Raw genomic sequence first — 17,352 nt, forward strand, 5'->3', positions numbered from 1 at the left:
TGCTCTGGATTCTCCAGAGCATTTTGCAAAAAATTTACTTTAGGTTACGCAATTCTGGATAAACATCACCCAAAGTAACATTTAAACCAGAAGAAGCATTCGATTGATTTTCATTTTCTTTACTTGGTTTTTTCTTCTCTTCACGAGCTGGTGCTGCTCCTTCTACTTCTTTGATACTCAGACTAATTCTCTTTTGATCCAAAATAATGTCTAGTACCTTGACTTTTACCTCTTGTCCTTCTTTAAGTGCCTCTTGAGGAGTCGCGATATGTCGGTGAGAAATTTGTGAAATATGAACTAACCCCTCAACTCCTGGAAAAACTTCCACAAAAGCTCCAAAAGAAACCAAACGTTTTACAGTCCCAGTGATTACATCACCAACTTGAATCTCTTTGCTTACTTGTTCCCAAGGACCTTGAGTTGTTTCTTTAATGCTCAAACTAATTCGTTCCGTTTCAACATCTACATTAAGGACTTTAACTGTAACTTTATCTCCCTCAGTTAAAAGATCTCGTGGATGTTCCACACGATCCCAAGCCAATTCGGAAACATGAACTAAACCATCAACGCCACCAATATCAACAAAAGCACCAAAATCAGTTAATCGTTGTACGGTTCCTTCTAATACTTGCCCTTCCTCAAGAGAACGGAGTGTTTCATCTTTACGCAACTCAGCTTCTTTTTCAAGAACAGCTTTTCGCGAAAGAATCAATTTATTCTTCTCTGGATCAATTTCAATTACCTTTAAAGAGAGTTCACGACCTTTGTAGTCGGAGAAGTCCTCTACATAGTTTAATTCCACTAATGAAGCAGGTATAAAGCCACGAACTCCTACATCTACGACAAGACCACCTTTTACAATATCAACAACAGTTGTAGTCAATGTTTCACCAGATTCATATTTTTCCTGAAGTTCCTGCCAAGCTTTTTCAGCATCGACAGCTTTTTTGGAAACAATACATTTCTCTTCGTCATCTTGTAATCGAAGTACTCGAACCTGGACCTCATCACCTTCTGATAAGACATCGGATATCTTATCAATATGCAAACTTGATACTTCTGAAATTGGCATAATTGCATCATACTTATAACCAATATCAATAAATGCTTGATAAGTATCAACTTTAATCACTTTCCCTGTAACCACTTCTCCTTCTTGCACTGTTGGAACCTCTGATAATCCAGACTTCATTTCTTCTGACATACAAAAAAACCTCCTCGTCCTAAACTTAACAACGATTTATAATTATAAGATCGTTATCGCTTGATAATGATCGAATTACCCATTGTTGACCAGCGAATGAATACGATCCATTATTTGCTGGGTTAATTGTTCAATCTGCTCAGACGATACTTTTTTTGGCGCATTGACCGCTGTTAAGATCGGTTCACCAAATACGACTCGAACTTTACGAAATGGTCGATAGGAGCCTATCACTGCAGTTGGAATAATAACTGACTTTGTTTTAAGAGCGATAACAGCAGCACCACGATGCCCTTGTTCAATTTCTCCACTTTGAGAACGGCGTCCCTCTGGAAAAATCCCAAAGACTTTTCCACTACGCAAAGTTTCCATTGCTTCTCGTAATGCTCTTGTATCAGCTCCCCCCCTCTTAATAGGGATTGCCCGGATATTGCGAAAAAACCAGTTCCAAAAACGATTTTTAAACAATTCCGCTTTTGCCAAAAAATGAATCGGTCTTGGACAAGCACTACCCACCATAGGGGGATCTAGATTGCTAATATGATTGGAACAAATCATCACGCCACCTTCATTTGGTATATGTTCCAAGCCTTGTATTTCATAGCGAAATAATATTTTTAGGAAAATTTGGCACAAGGTCCTTAATGGGGCATATAACATAGCTTACTCTTCACCGCCCATTTTTGTGCAACAAATCGTAACAATCTCATCTACAATTTGCTGGACACTTCGCGAAGTAGTATCAATACGTACTGCATCTGAAGCTTGTCGAAGTGGGGAGATTTCGCGCGTTTGATCTTGCTCATCTCTTCTTTCAATCTCCTTCATGATAAGCTGAAGATCACCATCATAACCTCGCTTTTGCTGTTCATTCAGTCTTCGTTTCGCTCGCTCCTCTACAGATGCTGTGAGATAAATTTTCACATCGGCATGCGGCAAAACATGGTTTCCAATATCTCGTCCATCCATCACAACATGATTTTTTGATGCAATTTCCTGTTGTTTAGCAACGAGAATTTTCCGCACCCCTATAGTTTTCGCTACATTTGATGCATATTGGGAAACCTGGGGAGATCGTAATAAAGAATCAATTCGTTCACCATTGATAAGCCAACCATTTTTGTCTAACTGAAAATGTAGCTCTTTTGCAATCTGTTCAATTTCAGTATCATTATGAAAGTCTGCTGACTGGTTTAATGCTTGCCAAGCAACAGCACGATACATTGCTCCTGAATCAACATAGGTAAAACCAAGATGTTCAGCTACACGACGTGCCACTGTACTTTTTCCAGAGCCAGCTGGCCCGTCAATCGCAACAGAGTAATATTTCATAAATCGATAAGTCCCCTCCAGTGATAGCGAAAAACAATCGAGCAGGCCGTGCCTGCTCGATGGCGGATGAACTTCATTCGATTCCACTCGTTCAAAGTCAATCCTTATCGAAAAATCTCGACCGATTGATAAAAATGCAAGCTTATGTATGCCTTTGTTTGAATAGAGCTTTTATGTCCTTGCATCTTTGTATACTTTCACACAAGCAAGCAGGGAGTTGTTAGGTAATTCCGGTTTGATGGAATCACCCTAGCATCCCTGACGTCTCACGGATGAAGATCTATCGCTGCCCTAACCCGTCTCTTTTAATCTTGGTTAGACTAAGTATCTAAATGCTACCAAATGAGCGCGTGTTTGTAAACCTTCTTTCTAAAAAAAGTCAAATAAGTAAGAGAGGAAGAACCGCCCTTGATTGTGCGAAATTCTCCCTCAAAAGATTTAAACTGCTTTTTCAATTCGTTCAATCATTTCTTCATCAAGCGTTTTAGCGTTTATAAAAACCCGATACTGTTTTCCTTGCATACGCCCTAAAAACTCATAACAGAGTACTCCTTGACCTGCTTCATTGTAGATATAAGCCAAGTTACTCCGATCCACTTTTACATGACGACTTACTTTCTTGCGAGCCTCTTGTTCGGAAACAGCAGGTTTTGTTGGAATAGATGACTGTCGATTAAATACAAACTCATCTGCTTGAACTCCAATTACTTCACCATTATCAAGCGCGATTTTGATGGAAATTGCCTCTGGGTAAACTAGAACTTGATCAATTTGATGAACCATTTGTAAAGAAATAGCATGTCCTGATCGGTCATGAGAAATAATCCGCATCTTTCCATATCCATGATTACGAGCAAATTGCAACGCTTTTAGTGATGCTTGTTGATTACTCAAACGATTTTTCGCATAGGGACGTTCTTTCATCATCCAGACTAAATGACCGCCCACCACTGTCCAATCTGCATTTACTTCATGTTTACCTTTATGCCAGTAACTACTATAGGTTTGATAATCTCCCTTTTTGTTTAACGTGACTCGAATGTCACGGGTCGATTTTAACCCTAATAATTTAGCGGTTCGTTTCTTAATTTCTGCTGAGCTTACTTTAGGACCTTTTAATTTATGATATTTTTCTCTCATTTGAACATGAAGATTATTAACAGTTGGTCCCCAATCTACCTCACGGTATTGCTCAACTGTTTTATTTACTTTTTTAAAGCCATCGACAATGGTGTTATCCATTTTTTTGTTTTCTGTAGACAAAGCTGACTCTACATCCATCCAACGCAAATTCTTATTCAGTACTTGATTCTGCAAAGAACCTAATCCATTGCGAATCTGCTCTGAATGTTGATAAAGTGCTTGAAGACGTTTTCTTTCTGCTGAATCAAGAGGCTGTTTTTCAAGATTTCTAGTACTCATCTGATGAGCAAAACGACCAATATTTGCTACAAATTCTTCAGCCTTATCAAATGGCATCAATGTAAGTGGCAATTGACCAATATCTTCTTGCGCCGAATAAGCTAAACGCCAAACATTATTCATAGATTCGCCCATCTGCTTACTTGAGTTAACTGCCAGCGCTTTACCCATTTCACCTTGCATCTTATCAACATGATTGTTTAAATCATGAAAAGCTCTTTGATATTGGTTTTCTGCTTTAATCAAAATAGAATTTTTCTCTTGATTTTCTTGATATCCCCATACACCTACCGCAATGAATGCAATCGCGGTAATTGGGAATAGAATAGCAGCCAATCTTCTATACATATCCTTCACCTCTCTTCATCGACAGAAAATATGTTTTCCTATTTTCTTTACCTGTGGTCGTGACCAAATCCATTTTGATGTAGCCGTTTGTGGATTAAAGTAGTACAAACATCCAGTGCTAGGGTCCCAACCCTTGATTGCATCTAATACAGCCCTTTTGGCCGTTGCATTTGGAGTTAACCAAATTTGGCCATCTGCAACTGCCGTAAATGCGCCTGGCTGGAAAATAACACTAGAAATAGAGTTTGGAAATTTTTCGCTTTCTAATCGATTTAAAATAACGGCTGCTACAGCAACTTGCCCTACATAAGGCTCACCTCTTGCTTCTCCGTATACGGCATTGGACATCAACTTGATATCATTTGCTGAGAATCCTCCAGAACTTTTACCTGCTTGCGCTGCTTCACCCTCTTGTGTTCCTCCAAATAGAAGTACCGTACAGATTCCCCCAACGAGCAAAAACCATCTTCTGAATCGAGTCAAATCCTTCAACCCCCAATCTAACAATATTTTTTCTAGTGTTGGCGAGGGCTGAATGAATTATGTAATAAGTTCATTGCGAATTTCAAAATCATGGTCATTATCACAAAGGCACCGTTTAAAGCCTGTCTCAATTTTCCCTTTCCTCATCCGACCTTTTAATTGGAAATGTTCACCACATTTTCGACAGCTAATCCGTACAATATAAGAATTCTTTTCGTTCATTGTTTCCCTCCGAATCTTCATTTATTTTCAGGATGCCCTTTTTCTATTCCACTATGCGACCATAAAAAAGACCCCCAAAAAATGGAGGCTTCAATGAGTAATATATATCTTCAAATTGTTCAATTACTAAACCCATCCGCGGAATCGAGAAGCTTCAGCCGTTTTACGTACACCGATCATATATGCAGCTAAACGCATATCGACTCGACGAGATTCTGCGGTATTGTATACATTATCGAACGATTTCACCATAATTTCTTCAAGTTTTCTTTCCACTTCTTCTTCAGACCAATAATATCCTTGATTATTTTGAACCCATTCAAAGTAAGATACGGTTACTCCACCTGCACTTGCTAATACATCTGGCACGAGCAAAATTCCTCTATCAACTAAAATTCGGGTTGCTTCTAATGTTGTTGGTCCATTAGCTGCTTCTACAACAATGTTTGCTTTAATATGAGGAGCATTTTTTGCTGTAATTTGATTTTCAACTGCTGCAGGAACCAATATATCGCAATCCAACTCTAACATTTCACGATTTGAAATAGTTTCTTTAAATAATTTTGTCACTGTCCCATGTGAGTCACGGCGATCCAACAAGTAATCAATATCTAATCCGTTTGGATCATGTAAGGCACCATATGCGTCTGAAATCGCAATAACTTTTGCTCCTGCATCATGCATAAATTTAGCGAGATAACTTCCTGCATTACCAAAACCCTGTATAATGACCCGTGCACCTTTAATCGCTAATCCTTTTTTGCTAGCAGCCTCACGGATCATCAATGTCACACCTTTGGCTGTTGCTGTTTCCCGTCCACGAGAACCACCCAACACTAAAGGTTTACCTGTGATAAAGCCAGGAGAATCAAATTCGCGAATTCGACTATACTCATCTAACATCCAAGCCATGATCTGTGAATTGGTAAATACATCAGGTGCAGGGATATCTTTTGCAGGACCGACTAGTTGGCTAATCGCACGTACGTAACCCCGTGAGAGACGTTCTAATTCCCGGAAAGACATGGTTCGAGGATCACAGATAATCCCGCCTTTTCCACCACCATAAGGCAAATCAACAATCCCTGCTTTTAAACTCATCCAGATTGACAGCGCTTTCACTTCTGACTCAGTAACTTCCGGATGAAATCGTACACCGCCCTTCGTTGGACCAACTGCATCATTATGTTGTGCACGATATCCAGTAAATACTTTAACCGACCCATCATCCATCCTTACTGGAATCCGAACTGTAAGGACTCTGAGCGGCTCCTTGAGGAGTTCATAGACTTGTTCGGGATAGCCTAATTTATCGAGTGCTTTTTTGATTACTGTTTGCGTTGAAACTAAGACATCTAGATTTTCTATTTCTTCATTCGGTTGACTGGTTGTAACTGACGGCTGTTCCATCCTAACCACCTCTACGTGAAAACTTATTCGATATGAACCTCTCGTCATAAACGGCGAGCTTTACGTATCATTGAGTCGATCCTTCTTAGACTCTCCACGAAGGATAGTTCCTAGCCTGAGTAGATCGTCGAATTTACAAGCATCTCATTATAAAAATTACAATACTCAAACTCCGCTTGCACATCCAAGGTCACTTTACTACAATCTATCAGTTGAATCAATCTCTTAATTCGCTAAAAAAATCAAAAAAACAGCACTTCCCTGAATTGGAAGTGCTATATATCTATCTTAACCAAAATACGTTACCAATTGGTTGACTGCATCATTCGCAAATACTTCTTTCCCATATTCCTGCAATACAGCAGCTGTCACAGTAGAAGTTTCACCGAACTCGGATAAGATCGCCACAACGGTCTCTAGATGATCGGTCTCTAGATCGCTATCAAAGATGAGATAATAGTCATCTTGGTAAGCAAAAACTTTACCTCCGCGCTCCACTTGGGATTGAATACGTATTGCTGCTTGAATTAAATCTTCAAACTCAGAAAATCTAAAAATGATCTCGTCTGTCTCTTCCATAGTCACTTCTAATTCATAAATGTCTGAATGATCAAAATCACCCTGTTCATGTTCTATGGAACGACCTCGAGTTACTACTACTACCATTCCTTGTGCTGGTAAAGCAAATACTTCCACGGCAACTGGACCAGCTACCTCAAACCCCAGCTCTTGATATGCATGTTCCATCATATCATTAAAAAGTTCATGTACTTTAGGGATATCACGCCACATTTCTTCCTTCTCAATCCCGCGATCAATCAGATCGTCTAAGGTTAAAAAGAAGCGTATTTTATCTCCCCCTAGACGCTCGACACGCATGGCTTACCCTCCCTTGTTGGAGACATCCATAGACATATAATATGTGGATGAAATGAATTTCGTTACGAGATCTTTACCTCTCTATTCAGTCTATCACAATGATACACAATTTAACAAGATTGCTACAAGAAGTCCTCCATTAGAGCTGGTGTTTATGTTTCTATGCAACTTTTATCATAAACTGCATATTATATCAAACCAAAGTTCCATTGCTTTTTTCAATTTTTAAGCATTCACTGCTTACTATCTCTTTCTGTCTTGCAATTAACGGTAAATCGTTCTAAAATGATTTTTGGAAGTGAACATGAAATAGGGGTATTCTATGTAGGAGGTGAATCCTGTTACACGAAAACATGGGAACGTGGATAATTAACAATTTTTATTTTATAGATGGGTTTCGGTGTTTTTGGTAACAGAACCAATTATGCGCACTTGGGTTGATAAAGATACTTGCATTGCATGTGGTGCTTGTGGGGCAACAGCACCTGATGTTTACGACTATGATGAAGATGGCATTGCCTATGTAATTCTTGACGATAATACTGCTACAGCCGATGTTCCAGAAGAGTTTCATGATGACGTACGTGATGCTCAAGAGGGCTGCCCTACAGACTCAATTAAAGTTGAAGAATAATAACATGGCTGCCCCTTATGGTGCAGCCGATTTTTTATTTCAAATGTTTTTGGATAGCTACGATACCACCCTCAATATTGATCACATTTTCATAACCTTGTGCTTGTAAATATTCCGTTACGCTCGCACTTCTCATGCCATGCGCACACATAACATAGATATTTTTTTCTTTCTTCAGCTCATCCAAACTCCCCGGAATCTGTTGCATGGGTATATGTACAAAGCCCTCCAAATGCTCTTCCTGCCACTCACTTAATTCACGAACATCTAAATAGATTTCTCCATCCTCACTTTGCTGCTGATATTTGTTCGCAAACTCTTCTGCTGCTATTCTTTTGATCTTCTGTTGGTCCACTATACTCACCTCTCTTTTTCCTTTCATTGTAAACTTTTTGATTGAAACTATGTGCAAAACCACATACAATGACATAGAGATGTCAAATGGAATCTTTCTAGCATCTTGATACATATTGCAAGGAGGCATTACATGTCAAAGGAACTAATTGTTGATGCGTTTATCGAAATTCCCACTGGAAGCCAAAATAAATATGAATTTGACAAAGAAGCGGGTGCCTTTAGACTAGATCGTGTCCTTTATTCACCTATGCATTATCCTACTGAATATGGTTATTTAAAGCAAACACTAGCTGAGGACGATGATCCACTTGATATCCTCGTTTTGACCAGCTTCCCTACTTTCCCAGGCTGTGTGATTTCCAGTCGGGTAATTGGTGTATTGGTCATGTCCGATGACAAAGGACAGGATGAAAAAGTACTCGCTGTACCTGTAGACGATCCTCGATATAATGAGGTTCATAATTTAGATGATGTAGCACCTCATCTATTAAAAGAAATCGAACATTTCTTTAAAGTTTACAAAGACCTTGAAAATAAAGAGACTGTTATTGAAGGCTGGAAAGATGCAGAAGCCGCTCGTAAGCTCTATCATGAGTGTGTCGATCGTTATCAACAAAACCAATAAACTACCCAATTTCTGGATTTGACACGCTCATTCTTCCATGCTAGAGTAGGACTCAAAATTACACAATCAAAATCAAAGATGGAGCCAAATATCAATCAATGAACTCTCAGAGAGCCGGAGGTTGCTGCAATTCGGTAGTTCAATTGATATGGAGCACTCCGGAGTGACTTGTTGAAAGACAAGTGAGTAGACAAGTCCGGTTATGTACCGTTACAACTTGATCCCAATAAGGATCACTGAGGCAACCAAAGAGAGTATGGTTGTGAATTAGGGTGGCACCACGAGCTTCTCGTCCCTACTATAGGGGGAGAAGCTCTTTTTACGTGCTTTCGATTAAGGAGGGTAATTATTTATGGTTTTTCAAGATAAGTTTCAATTGAGAATTCCGGGACCTACACCAATCCCACCAAGTGTACAACAAGCAATGAGTCGACCTATGATTGGGCATCGTAGCAAAGAATGCTCCGCTATCATACGTCAATGTAGTGAAGATCTAGGTCACATCTTCGGCACCAACCAAACATCACTTATTCTTTCCAGCAGTGGCACTTCTGCACTTGAAGCTGCGGTGATTAATGTACTGTCTCCAGGAGATGAAGCGTTAGTCGTTACAACAGGAGTATTTGGTGAACGTTTTGCCAAAATTGTTGATCGTTATCAAATGACTTGTCATCGTCTCGAAGTTGAATGGGGAAAAGCTTGCGACCCTGAACAGTTAATCCAAGCATTACGACAGCACCCTACTGTCAAAGCAGTCTTTTTTACGTACTGTGAAACGTCCACCGGCGTACTCAACCCCATTCATACACTTGCACAGACTGTACATGAACATTCTGACGCTCTTGTTATCGTTGATGGCGTTAGCTGTATTGGAGCTGTTCCATGTCAAATGGATGATTGGGGAATTGATATTCTAGTCACAGGTTCACAAAAAGCATTTATGTTACCACCAGGTTTAGCTATGGTCGCAGTTAGTGAGCAAGCCTGGAAACGAATTGCCAACAATCCATCACCTCGCTTTTACCTTGATTTGCTTTCATATCGTGAAAAGATGGAGCAAGAAACAACTCCCTTTACACCTGCTGTTTCGCTTCTATTTGGATTACAAGAAGTGCTCCATTTATTAGCTGAAGAAGGAATGGAAGCTGTCATTCGCCGGCATCAACTGTTAAAAGAGATGACTCGAGCAGGGATTCGTGCATTGGGTTTAGAGTTAATGACAAGCGATGAAGACGCGTCACCCACTGTTACTTCAATCCTCGGTGGTGGAGATGAATGGAGTTCTGAAGCATTACGTAAAGAATTATCTGCCATTGGGGTAATTGTAGCTGGCGGTCAACAACATCTAAAGGGGAAAATTTTCCGAATTGGCCACATGGGCTATTGTGATCCGCTCGATATTTGCACCATTCTTTCTTCATTAGAAGTCTCATTGCATAAAATCGGTCGCCCCGTGTCTTTGGGACAGGGTGTTCAAGCTGCACAGGAGGTTTGGATTCATGCATAAAGTTCTCATCACAGATCCACTAAGCGATCATGGAATTGAAAAGTTATTGCAAGCACCAGATGTGGAAGTGATTCGTAAAACAAATCTTTCTCCAGATGAGTTATTATTAGAGATCGAATCGGCCGATGCGCTATTGGTGCGGAGTCAAACAAAAGTAACAGCAGAAGTAATTGCCAAAGCAGTCAACCTGAAAGTGATCGCACGTGCTGGAGTAGGTGTTGATAATATCGATATATCTGCTGCCACCGAAAAAGGGATTATTGTTGTCAATGCACCAGATGGTAACACCATTTCTACAGCTGAACATACATTTGCAATGTTAATTTCACTTTCTCGTAATATCCCTCAAGCGTATCATTCTCTTCTTCAAGGTGAATGGAAGCGAAAAGAATACGTAGGAGTAGAATTAAACAGAAAAACCCTAAGCATCATCGGATTAGGTAGAATCGGCTCAGAGTTAGCAAAACGTGCTAAATCTTTTCGGATGGATGTTGTTGCCTTTGACCCTTATCTAACAGACCAACGTGCTGTTGAGCTTGGTGTACAAAAAGCAACTTTTGAAGAGGCAATTGCAGTTGGAGATTATATTACTGTTCATACACCGTTAACAAAAGCGACAAGACACTTAATCAATCGTGATATTTTCCAACAGATGAAGCCTGGTGTACGAATTATGAATTGTGCCCGTGGTGGGATCATTGATGAAGAGGCACTGTATGAAGCGATTAATGAAGGTATTGTTGCAGGAGCTGCACTTGATGTTTTTGAAGAGGAGCCACCAAAGAATCACCCTTTGCTCACTTTGCCACAAGTAATTGCAACACCTCATCTGGGTGCTTCAACAGTAGAGGCTCAAGAAAATGTAGCAATTGATGTCTCTGAAGAGGTTTTACACATTTTAAGAAATGAACCTTTTAAAAATGCTGTTAATCTTCCTCCTATTCCAGCGGAGCTTCAACAAACATTACAGCCATATCAATCACTTGCGGAAAAACTAGGATTATTTGTAGCACAGACCCAAAAAGGTGCTCCTACACAGATAAAAATTACTTATGCTGGTGATTTGGCTGATCTTGATGTTGCTCCACTTACTCGTATGGTACTCAAAGGAGCACTCTCGCATCATTTGAGTGATGTAAATTATATCAATGCACCTGATTTTGCTAAACGTCGTGGGATACAAATTATCGAACAAAAACAATCCAAAAGCTATGGTTTTACGAACTATTTACAAGTGCAAATCGAAACAAATGAATCAAAACAAAGTGCAGCCGGAACTTTACTAAATGGCTTAGGAGCTAGAATTGTTAAAATTAATGAATACCCCATTGATGTAGTACCAGAAGGTCATATGCTCTTGATCAAACATCAAGATCAGCCAGGTGTGATTGGAAAAGTTGGTACTGCTTTAGGTGATCATAACGTCAACGTAGGAACGATGCAGGTAGGACGACAAACAATAGGTGGACAAGCTATTATGATGCTCAGTATTGATAAGCCAGCTACACAGGAACATTTACAGGCATTAGAAAAAATCTCCTTTATCCAATCAATTACAGATATTGTCCTATAGATAAATAAAACAGCTCCTCTTCATGAGGAGCTGTTTTGTTGTTTTGCTTCTAAAGGTAAAATAACAGAAAATGAAGTACCCTTGCCCAGTTGACTGCTAACATGAATATCACCGCCATGTGCAGTTACCAAATGCTTAGCGATTGATAATCCTAAACCTGTACCGCCCGATTCATTTCGTGTTCGTGCTTTATCTGCTTTATAAAATCGTTCGAAAATAAATGGAATATCTTCTACTGGAATCCCTACTCCTGTATCACTTACATTCAATTGAACATTGTTTTGTCCTATTTCATAAAGTAACGAAAGGTTTACATGTCCATCCTTAGGTGTATGCCGAATTGCGTTGCCTAACAGATTGGTTAAAACTTGTTCAATTTTATCTTCATCCCATCGAACTTCTGGAATCACTTCAGGCAGCCGTTGTTCAAGTATAATCCCTTGTTCTTTAGCCAATGACTGGAATTTTCGGGTCATCCTTACAAATAGTTCTCGAATATCAACGAGCTGAAGATCAATTGAAATGTGACCCGCCTCCATACTTGCCAAATCGAGCAATTCACTTACGAGTCTGCCCATTCGCTCCGATTCTTCATTGATCACCAAGGCTATCTCGCGCCGCTCCTCAGGGGTCTCTGCTACATCATCCTTTAAAGCCTCACTATACCCTTGTAGCATGGCTAAAGGTGTCCGTAATTCATGTGATACGTTGGTAACAAAGTCCTTTCGCAGCTTATTCAAACGACGAGCTTCTGTGACATCACGAATCACTGCCACTACTCCCCTCACTTGCTCCCGCTCGTAGAGTGGTGACATCACAACAGAGAAAATATTACCTTGAATTTCCATATCTCCTCGTTGTTGTGTACTACCCGCTACTACCTGCTGATACAGATCATCTAGTGGTTGAGGTAGATATCGCTGATCCTCTTTTCGCTGAGTTTGATTAAATAATTCAAGTAATCTTTCAGCAGGAGGATTGGTTAAAATCACTTTTCCCTCAGCATCAAGCGAAATTACGCCATCAGACATACTCTGCAATACACTGGAAATCTTCTCTTTTTCATGCGATAGCATCTGAATAGAATCTTCTAAGTGACCTGCCATGCGATTAAAAGCAATCGAAACATCGACGATCTCATCTCGCTCATGGATTCGAACCGGTAAACGAACTGAAAATTTTCCTTTTGCCATTTGCTCGGCTGCTTGTTTTAGTTGGATTAAGGGCTGTGTTATACGGGACGAAAGAAAAAAGGCAAAAACTGTTGTTAAGATAATGCCAATACTGGCTGAATAAAAGATCCACCATTTGATATCATTTTCACTCAACTGATCTTGTGCTTGATAAAGTACAATTGCACCTACTAATTGCTTACCATGATAGTAAGGGGTTGCAACCATTAAAACATCATTATGAGCTAACCAAGATGGCTCAAGCTGATTTAAATTTTTTAACAATATTTTTTTATTCAGAACAACTGTTTCACCTCGAAAGATTTGCTTTAACTGATCTTGATCCATCAAAGCTTTCTGTAATGCTACATTCATATGATTAGAAGGTGCAGCAGATGTCTCTATCTTACCTTGACGGTTTAAAATCAACACATATGTATGAAACAATTCCGAGACTTGAAACATTGTTTTAATATAATCAGCTTGCTCCTTTGGAGAGGTATGCTCTAGTGTAGTACGCATTTCAGTAGCGAGTTGTTTTAAGCTCTTTTCATGATCTAATGTATAACTTTTATCAACCTGCATATTTAAAAATAAACTAAAAAAAGAGAGGACAAGCGCAACTAAAACGATAATCGTCAGCCACAGCTTTCCGACAATGCTTCGGATAATCACTCTTTTGGAACCTCAAGTTTGTAACCCACACCCCATACAGTGGTGATCATTGCTGCTGCCTCAGGTGAAGTGCGATTTAATTTTTCTCGCAATCGTTTTACATGGGTATCAACCGTTCGCAAATCCCCAAAAAATTCATAGTTCCATACATCCCGCAACAATGTTTCTCTTGTAAATACCTTATCTGGAGTACGAGCAAGATAATAGAGCAATTCATATTCTTTCGGTGTGAGTGAGACTGTTTTTCCACCTGCTTTCACTTCATGTGCATCATGATCAATCATAAGCTCAGGAAAAACAATTACATTATGCGTCTCTGTCTCTGTCGATAAGTAAGCAGTGGCCGACGTTCGTCTCAAGACGGCTTTTACTCGATGAACCAATTCACGGGGGCTAAATGGCTTGACAACAAAATCATCAGTACCCGCTTCAAATCCTTCTACACGATTTCCTTCTTCACCTCGTGCAGTCAGAATAATGATCGGCGTAGCCTTTTTTCTTCGAATTTCATTACAAACATCGAGTCCATCCATTCCGGGTAGCATGAGATCTAATAATATGAGATCATAGTTGATTTCTGATGCTTTTTCTAACGCTGATTCACCATCAGCTGCCTCGTCAATACGGTATCCTTCACGTTCAAGATACATTCTTAACAGACGGCGAATTCTTTCCTCATCATCAACAACTAAAATATGAAATTGTTTTTCCATCTATATCACCCTTTTACGCATAAGAATGCAAACCAGCAATCACAAAATTAATGACAATCAGATTGATCATAATGACAACAAATCCTCCTACAGCCAACCAAGCGGACCGTATGCCTAACCATCCTTTTGAAAGACGTAGATGTAAGTACGCACTATAAAACAACCATGTAATCAGGGCCCAAGTCTCCTTCGGGTCCCAGTTCCAAAAACGCCCCCAAGCCTCATGAGCCCAAATCATCGCAAAAATTAACGCTCCCAAGGTAAAGATCGGAAAACCAATCGCAATCGCACGATAACTTAGCTCATCTAATAATTCATGGTTTAAGTTTTTTACAACTCGATGCAAGAGTAAACTAAGTCTCTTACGTATAATGAGGCGTATGATCAAATAAAGAAGAAGCCCACTGAAAATCGCCCAGATGGTCGTATTCAACTTACTAGCTGCTTTCTCTCCTTCAATCCATGATGGAACATTAAACAGCGGTTCTTTCCAACCACTCGATGAATTCGATACTTGACCTTTATAGGGCCCAATTAAAGGAGGCAATTTATATACTTGTTCTACTTGATTTCCATCGATCATGTGGGTAAATGTGGTCTGATAACCAACCGCTTGAGCGATAAAACTAACCATACTAAAACCTACAAACATAAGTAATATGACCAAAACCATTTCAAGATAAAATGGTTGCCGACCTTTTTCTTCCCCACCAACACGATGGAGCAGATAAATTAAACCTGCAACAAAAGCAACAGTAAACAATCCTTGTCCCAAAGCAGCTAATGTTACATGAATTCCTAGCCAATAGCTTTGCAGCGCTGGAATTAAAGGCTGTATATCCTTGGGAAAAGCAGATGCATATCCTAGCAGTATAACTGCGATTGGCATCACAAATGCTCCAAGAATTAATGTTCGATACATAAAGTAAATCACAATATAGGCTAAAACAGAAGCAAAGCATAAAAATGCTACAAACTCGAACATATTACTGGTAGGGAAATGACCACTTATGATAACTCTCATAATAATAAATACTGCCTGAAATACAACACCGATAATCGCCAACCAAATTGCGATTTTTCCCCATCGGTTCGCCTTTTTATTCGCAACCTCTGCATCCGTATTTTTCCCAGTTAAGCCCATCATAAATGATATGGATGAAAATAGATATAATAAAAATGTGCCTAACAAAAAGCTTTCCATTATCTTTTCCACTGCGTTCTCCTCCTAATCTCTCACCAACTGTATATCGAGAGGACAGCCTTTTGCAACTTGTTGAATTTCTCGTTGTAAGCTATACCAGTTTTTATTGGTATGAGCCCCTAGATAAAGTTTGTTCTCTTTGACCCGTATCCAAATGCGACGATGTTGCCAATAAAAGCCCATCGCTAAACCAATGAGACAAATGAGACCTCCCACGAAAAGAAATGGTAAGCTCTTATCCGTTCTCACCATTAAACCGCTCTTATTAACCATGACCAAGCCTGCAAGATCTATTGCAAAACGATTATCTTTTGTAATTTGATCTAGATTTTCACCTGAAATCACCCAGATCTTTTCCCCAGATTGCTGACCTGGTTCTAACACTTCAAATATCAAAGCAGGTCGATTTGGCTCCTGTGATTTTGTAATGGGTTGCTGATTTTCATCCAGAGCAAAATCGGGATAATATTCAAGTAAGCGTACTCTTAAATCACCCACCCGATATTGTTGATTAACTGCTAACTGTGTCAGTTTAACCAAAAATGCCCCTTTTTCTTGACCTGTTTTTCGGTCCATTACCTTTAAACGAATACCGCCTAATTCGGGAATTAAACTTGATTGAAAAAGCTGATAGTCCTTATACTTTAATGGGTGGTTGACAAGAATAGATTGACGATGTACAGGATGTAAATTACCATTTTGATCTGGTGCATAGATTACGGCATCTGTTTGGTATTTTTTTACAACGTTTTGATTTAGATACATTTCAGCGAATGAACGCTCATTCTTAACATAGTAATTGCTAGTGGGGATTTTTTGCATTTCTCCTTCTCGAACCCAAACAAAATCCTCAATCGCCCATCCAGGAACCCAACGAAGAAGTGCAGTTAATAAAAATATGATGAGTCCTACATGATTGATATAGGGTCCCCAACGACTAAATCTTCCTTTTTCAGCAAGTAGTGCATCTTTCTCGCGTTTTACATGGAAATTTTTTCTTTTCATCGCAGCAACCAAATCTGATAACAATTGCTCCTTCTGAGTTGGATCAATCTCCTGCTGATGTGTTACTCTTTGCCTTTCAATAAACTGAATATCTTTCATCACTTTTTGATTTTTTAATGCCTTATAAAGCGGAATAATCCGGTCTAAACTACAGATCACTAATGAAATCCCAATCATCGATAATAAGGCAAAAAACCACCAAGAATCATACATATCGGATAATCCTAAACGATAAAACCATTCACCAAGTTTTCCATACTGTTCCTGATAATAAACTTCAGGAGTCGTCGAATTGATGAAATCCTCTTGGGGAAAAATCGTGCCAATTCCTGCAACAACTAATGTAATCAAAATAAGATAGATCGCAATTTTCACAGATGAAAAGAAGCTCCAAATATGGTCGATTATTGATTTTTTTCCTGCTTTTTGTGACCATCGTGCTTTTCCTTCATAGCGCATTTCTTTATCAATAGAACTTTGTTCTGCATTGTCTTGCTGCAATGGTCGTCCGCAATACTCACACAAGATAGTACCAAGTGGATTATTATGCCCACACTGACATTTCGTATTTTCAATCATCCCGATAA

The 17,352-nt window shown here is 39.4% G+C and carries 16 protein-coding genes, 1 pseudogene and 1 other annotated feature; of the genes and pseudogenes, 4 read left to right on the forward strand and 13 right to left on the reverse strand.

From position 1 onward, the window contains the following. Positions 1–34: 34 nt before the first annotated feature. From rpsA to BUB71_RS02340, 8 genes and pseudogenes are all read right to left on the reverse strand, one after another. Entirely contained in the window at positions 35–1,204 is a 1,170-nt protein-coding gene (rpsA, locus tag BUB71_RS02305; protein WP_073151327.1) for a 30S ribosomal protein S1, read from the reverse strand. 75 nt (positions 1,205–1,279) lie between these two features. Further along, entirely contained in the window at positions 1,280–1,864 is a 585-nt protein-coding gene (locus tag BUB71_RS02310) for a lysophospholipid acyltransferase family protein (protein WP_073151330.1), read from the reverse strand. A 3-nt stretch (positions 1,865–1,867) separates the two neighbouring features. After that, on the reverse strand, positions 1,868–2,536 hold the full coding sequence (cmk, locus tag BUB71_RS02315) for a (d)CMP kinase (protein WP_073151333.1): 669 nt from the start codon (positions 2,534–2,536) through the stop codon (positions 1,868–1,870). A gap of 438 nt (positions 2,537–2,974) precedes the next feature. Further along, positions 2,975–4,306 (reverse strand): germination protein YpeB, encoded by a 1,332-nt coding sequence (ypeB, locus tag BUB71_RS02320; protein ID WP_073151336.1) that lies wholly within the window; start codon positions 4,304–4,306, stop codon positions 2,975–2,977. Positions 4,307–4,321: 15 nt separating this feature from the next. After that, positions 4,322–4,684 (reverse strand): annotated as a pseudogene (locus tag BUB71_RS02325) (cell wall hydrolase); the annotation flags it as partial. Positions 4,685–4,846: 162 nt separating this feature from the next. Then, complete coding sequence (locus BUB71_RS02330; protein ID WP_245815494.1) at positions 4,847–5,011, reverse strand: hypothetical protein; 165 nt, start codon at positions 5,009–5,011, stop codon at positions 4,847–4,849. A 126-nt stretch (positions 5,012–5,137) separates the two neighbouring features. Then, positions 5,138–6,421: a Glu/Leu/Phe/Val family dehydrogenase gene (locus tag BUB71_RS02335; RefSeq protein WP_073151345.1), complete on the reverse strand. Its 1,284-nt coding sequence runs from the start codon at positions 6,419–6,421 to the stop codon at positions 5,138–5,140. 288 nt (positions 6,422–6,709) lie between these two features. Continuing rightward, positions 6,710–7,300, reverse strand: a complete 591-nt coding sequence (locus BUB71_RS02340; RefSeq protein WP_073151349.1) for a genetic competence negative regulator — start codon at positions 7,298–7,300, stop codon at positions 6,710–6,712. Between the two features lie 424 nt (positions 7,301–7,724). Between BUB71_RS02340 and BUB71_RS02345 the strand changes: the two genes are divergently transcribed. Further along, entirely contained in the window at positions 7,725–7,934 is a 210-nt protein-coding gene (locus tag BUB71_RS02345) for a ferredoxin (protein WP_073152715.1), read from the forward strand. A 34-nt stretch (positions 7,935–7,968) separates the two neighbouring features. Here the strand turns inward: BUB71_RS02345 and BUB71_RS02350 are convergent, their stop codons facing one another. After that, the gene (locus tag BUB71_RS02350; protein ID WP_175552258.1) at positions 7,969–8,289 is read right to left on the reverse strand and encodes a rhodanese-like domain-containing protein; all 321 of its coding nucleotides are present in this window, start codon (positions 8,287–8,289) and stop codon (positions 7,969–7,971) included. A 132-nt stretch (positions 8,290–8,421) separates the two neighbouring features. Here BUB71_RS02350 and BUB71_RS02355 point away from each other — a divergent pair, with 132 nt between their 5' ends. The 3 genes from BUB71_RS02355 (at position 8,422) to serA (ending at position 11,996) form a co-directional block, all read left to right on the forward strand. Beyond that, positions 8,422–8,916, forward strand: coding sequence for an inorganic diphosphatase (locus tag BUB71_RS02355; RefSeq protein WP_073151352.1), 495 nt, complete (start codon positions 8,422–8,424; stop codon positions 8,914–8,916). Between the two features lie 66 nt (positions 8,917–8,982). Next, positions 8,983–9,216, forward strand: a binding site (T-box leader). 52 nt (positions 9,217–9,268) lie between these two features. Then, positions 9,269–10,423 (forward strand): pyridoxal-phosphate-dependent aminotransferase family protein, encoded by a 1,155-nt coding sequence (locus BUB71_RS02360; protein WP_073151355.1) that lies wholly within the window; start codon positions 9,269–9,271, stop codon positions 10,421–10,423. Beyond that, complete coding sequence (gene serA, locus BUB71_RS02365) at positions 10,416–11,996, forward strand: phosphoglycerate dehydrogenase (protein ID WP_073151357.1); 1,581 nt, start codon at positions 10,416–10,418, stop codon at positions 11,994–11,996. The genes BUB71_RS02360 and serA overlap by 8 nt, the downstream gene beginning before the upstream one ends. Before the next feature lie 20 nt (positions 11,997–12,016). Here serA and BUB71_RS02370 read toward each other — a convergent pair whose 3' ends face one another. Genes BUB71_RS02370 through BUB71_RS02385 form a run of 4 tightly spaced genes read right to left on the reverse strand, consistent with a single transcriptional unit; the run spans position 12,017 to position 17,344 of the window. Next, the gene (locus BUB71_RS02370) at positions 12,017–13,843 is read right to left on the reverse strand and encodes an ATP-binding protein (RefSeq protein ID WP_073151359.1); all 1,827 of its coding nucleotides are present in this window, start codon (positions 13,841–13,843) and stop codon (positions 12,017–12,019) included. Continuing rightward, complete coding sequence (locus BUB71_RS02375; protein WP_073151362.1) at positions 13,840–14,556, reverse strand: response regulator transcription factor; 717 nt, start codon at positions 14,554–14,556, stop codon at positions 13,840–13,842. Before BUB71_RS02375 ends, BUB71_RS02370 begins: the two co-directional genes overlap by 4 nt. A gap of 13 nt (positions 14,557–14,569) precedes the next feature. Continuing rightward, positions 14,570–15,772 carry a c-type cytochrome biogenesis protein CcsB gene (gene ccsB, locus BUB71_RS02380; RefSeq protein ID WP_073151364.1) on the reverse strand — a complete coding sequence of 401 codons (1,203 nt, stop codon included), beginning with the start codon at positions 15,770–15,772 and terminating at the stop codon, positions 14,570–14,572. A gap of 12 nt (positions 15,773–15,784) precedes the next feature. Next, positions 15,785–17,344: a cytochrome c biogenesis protein ResB gene (locus BUB71_RS02385; RefSeq protein WP_073151366.1), complete on the reverse strand. Its 1,560-nt coding sequence runs from the start codon at positions 17,342–17,344 to the stop codon at positions 15,785–15,787. Positions 17,345–17,352: the final 8 nt, after the last annotated feature.

It is taken from the genome of Seinonella peptonophila (assembly GCF_900129355.1).
In the GTDB taxonomy this organism is placed as follows: Bacteria; Bacillota; Bacilli; order Thermoactinomycetales; family Thermoactinomycetaceae; genus Seinonella; species Seinonella peptonophila.

Coding starts and splice junctions, on each gene's coding strand:
- BUB71_RS02360 (WP_073151355.1), top strand. CDS start 9,269: ATGGTTTTTCAAGATAAGTTTCAATTGAGAATTCCGGGACCTACACCA.
- BUB71_RS02335 (WP_073151345.1), bottom strand. CDS start 6,421: ATGGAACAGCCGTCAGTTACAACCAGTCAACCGAATGAAGAAATAGAA.
- BUB71_RS02330 (WP_245815494.1), bottom strand. CDS start 5,011: ATGAACGAAAAGAATTCTTATATTGTACGGATTAGCTGTCGAAAATGT.
- BUB71_RS02355 (WP_073151352.1), top strand. CDS start 8,422: ATGTCAAAGGAACTAATTGTTGATGCGTTTATCGAAATTCCCACTGGA.
- ypeB (WP_073151336.1), bottom strand. CDS start 4,306: ATGTATAGAAGATTGGCTGCTATTCTATTCCCAATTACCGCGATTGCA.
- BUB71_RS02310 (WP_073151330.1), bottom strand. CDS start 1,864: ATGTTATATGCCCCATTAAGGACCTTGTGCCAAATTTTCCTAAAAATA.
- BUB71_RS02375 (WP_073151362.1), bottom strand. CDS start 14,556: ATGGAAAAACAATTTCATATTTTAGTTGTTGATGATGAGGAAAGAATT.
- serA (WP_073151357.1), top strand. CDS start 10,416: ATGCATAAAGTTCTCATCACAGATCCACTAAGCGATCATGGAATTGAA.
- BUB71_RS02345 (WP_073152715.1), top strand. CDS start 7,725: ATGCGCACTTGGGTTGATAAAGATACTTGCATTGCATGTGGTGCTTGT.
- BUB71_RS02385 (WP_073151366.1), bottom strand. CDS start 17,344: ATGATTGAAAATACGAAATGTCAGTGTGGGCATAATAATCCACTTGGT.
- rpsA (WP_073151327.1), bottom strand. CDS start 1,204: ATGTCAGAAGAAATGAAGTCTGGATTATCAGAGGTTCCAACAGTGCAA.
- cmk (WP_073151333.1), bottom strand. CDS start 2,536: ATGAAATATTACTCTGTTGCGATTGACGGGCCAGCTGGCTCTGGAAAA.
- BUB71_RS02340 (WP_073151349.1), bottom strand. CDS start 7,300: ATGCGTGTCGAGCGTCTAGGGGGAGATAAAATACGCTTCTTTTTAACC.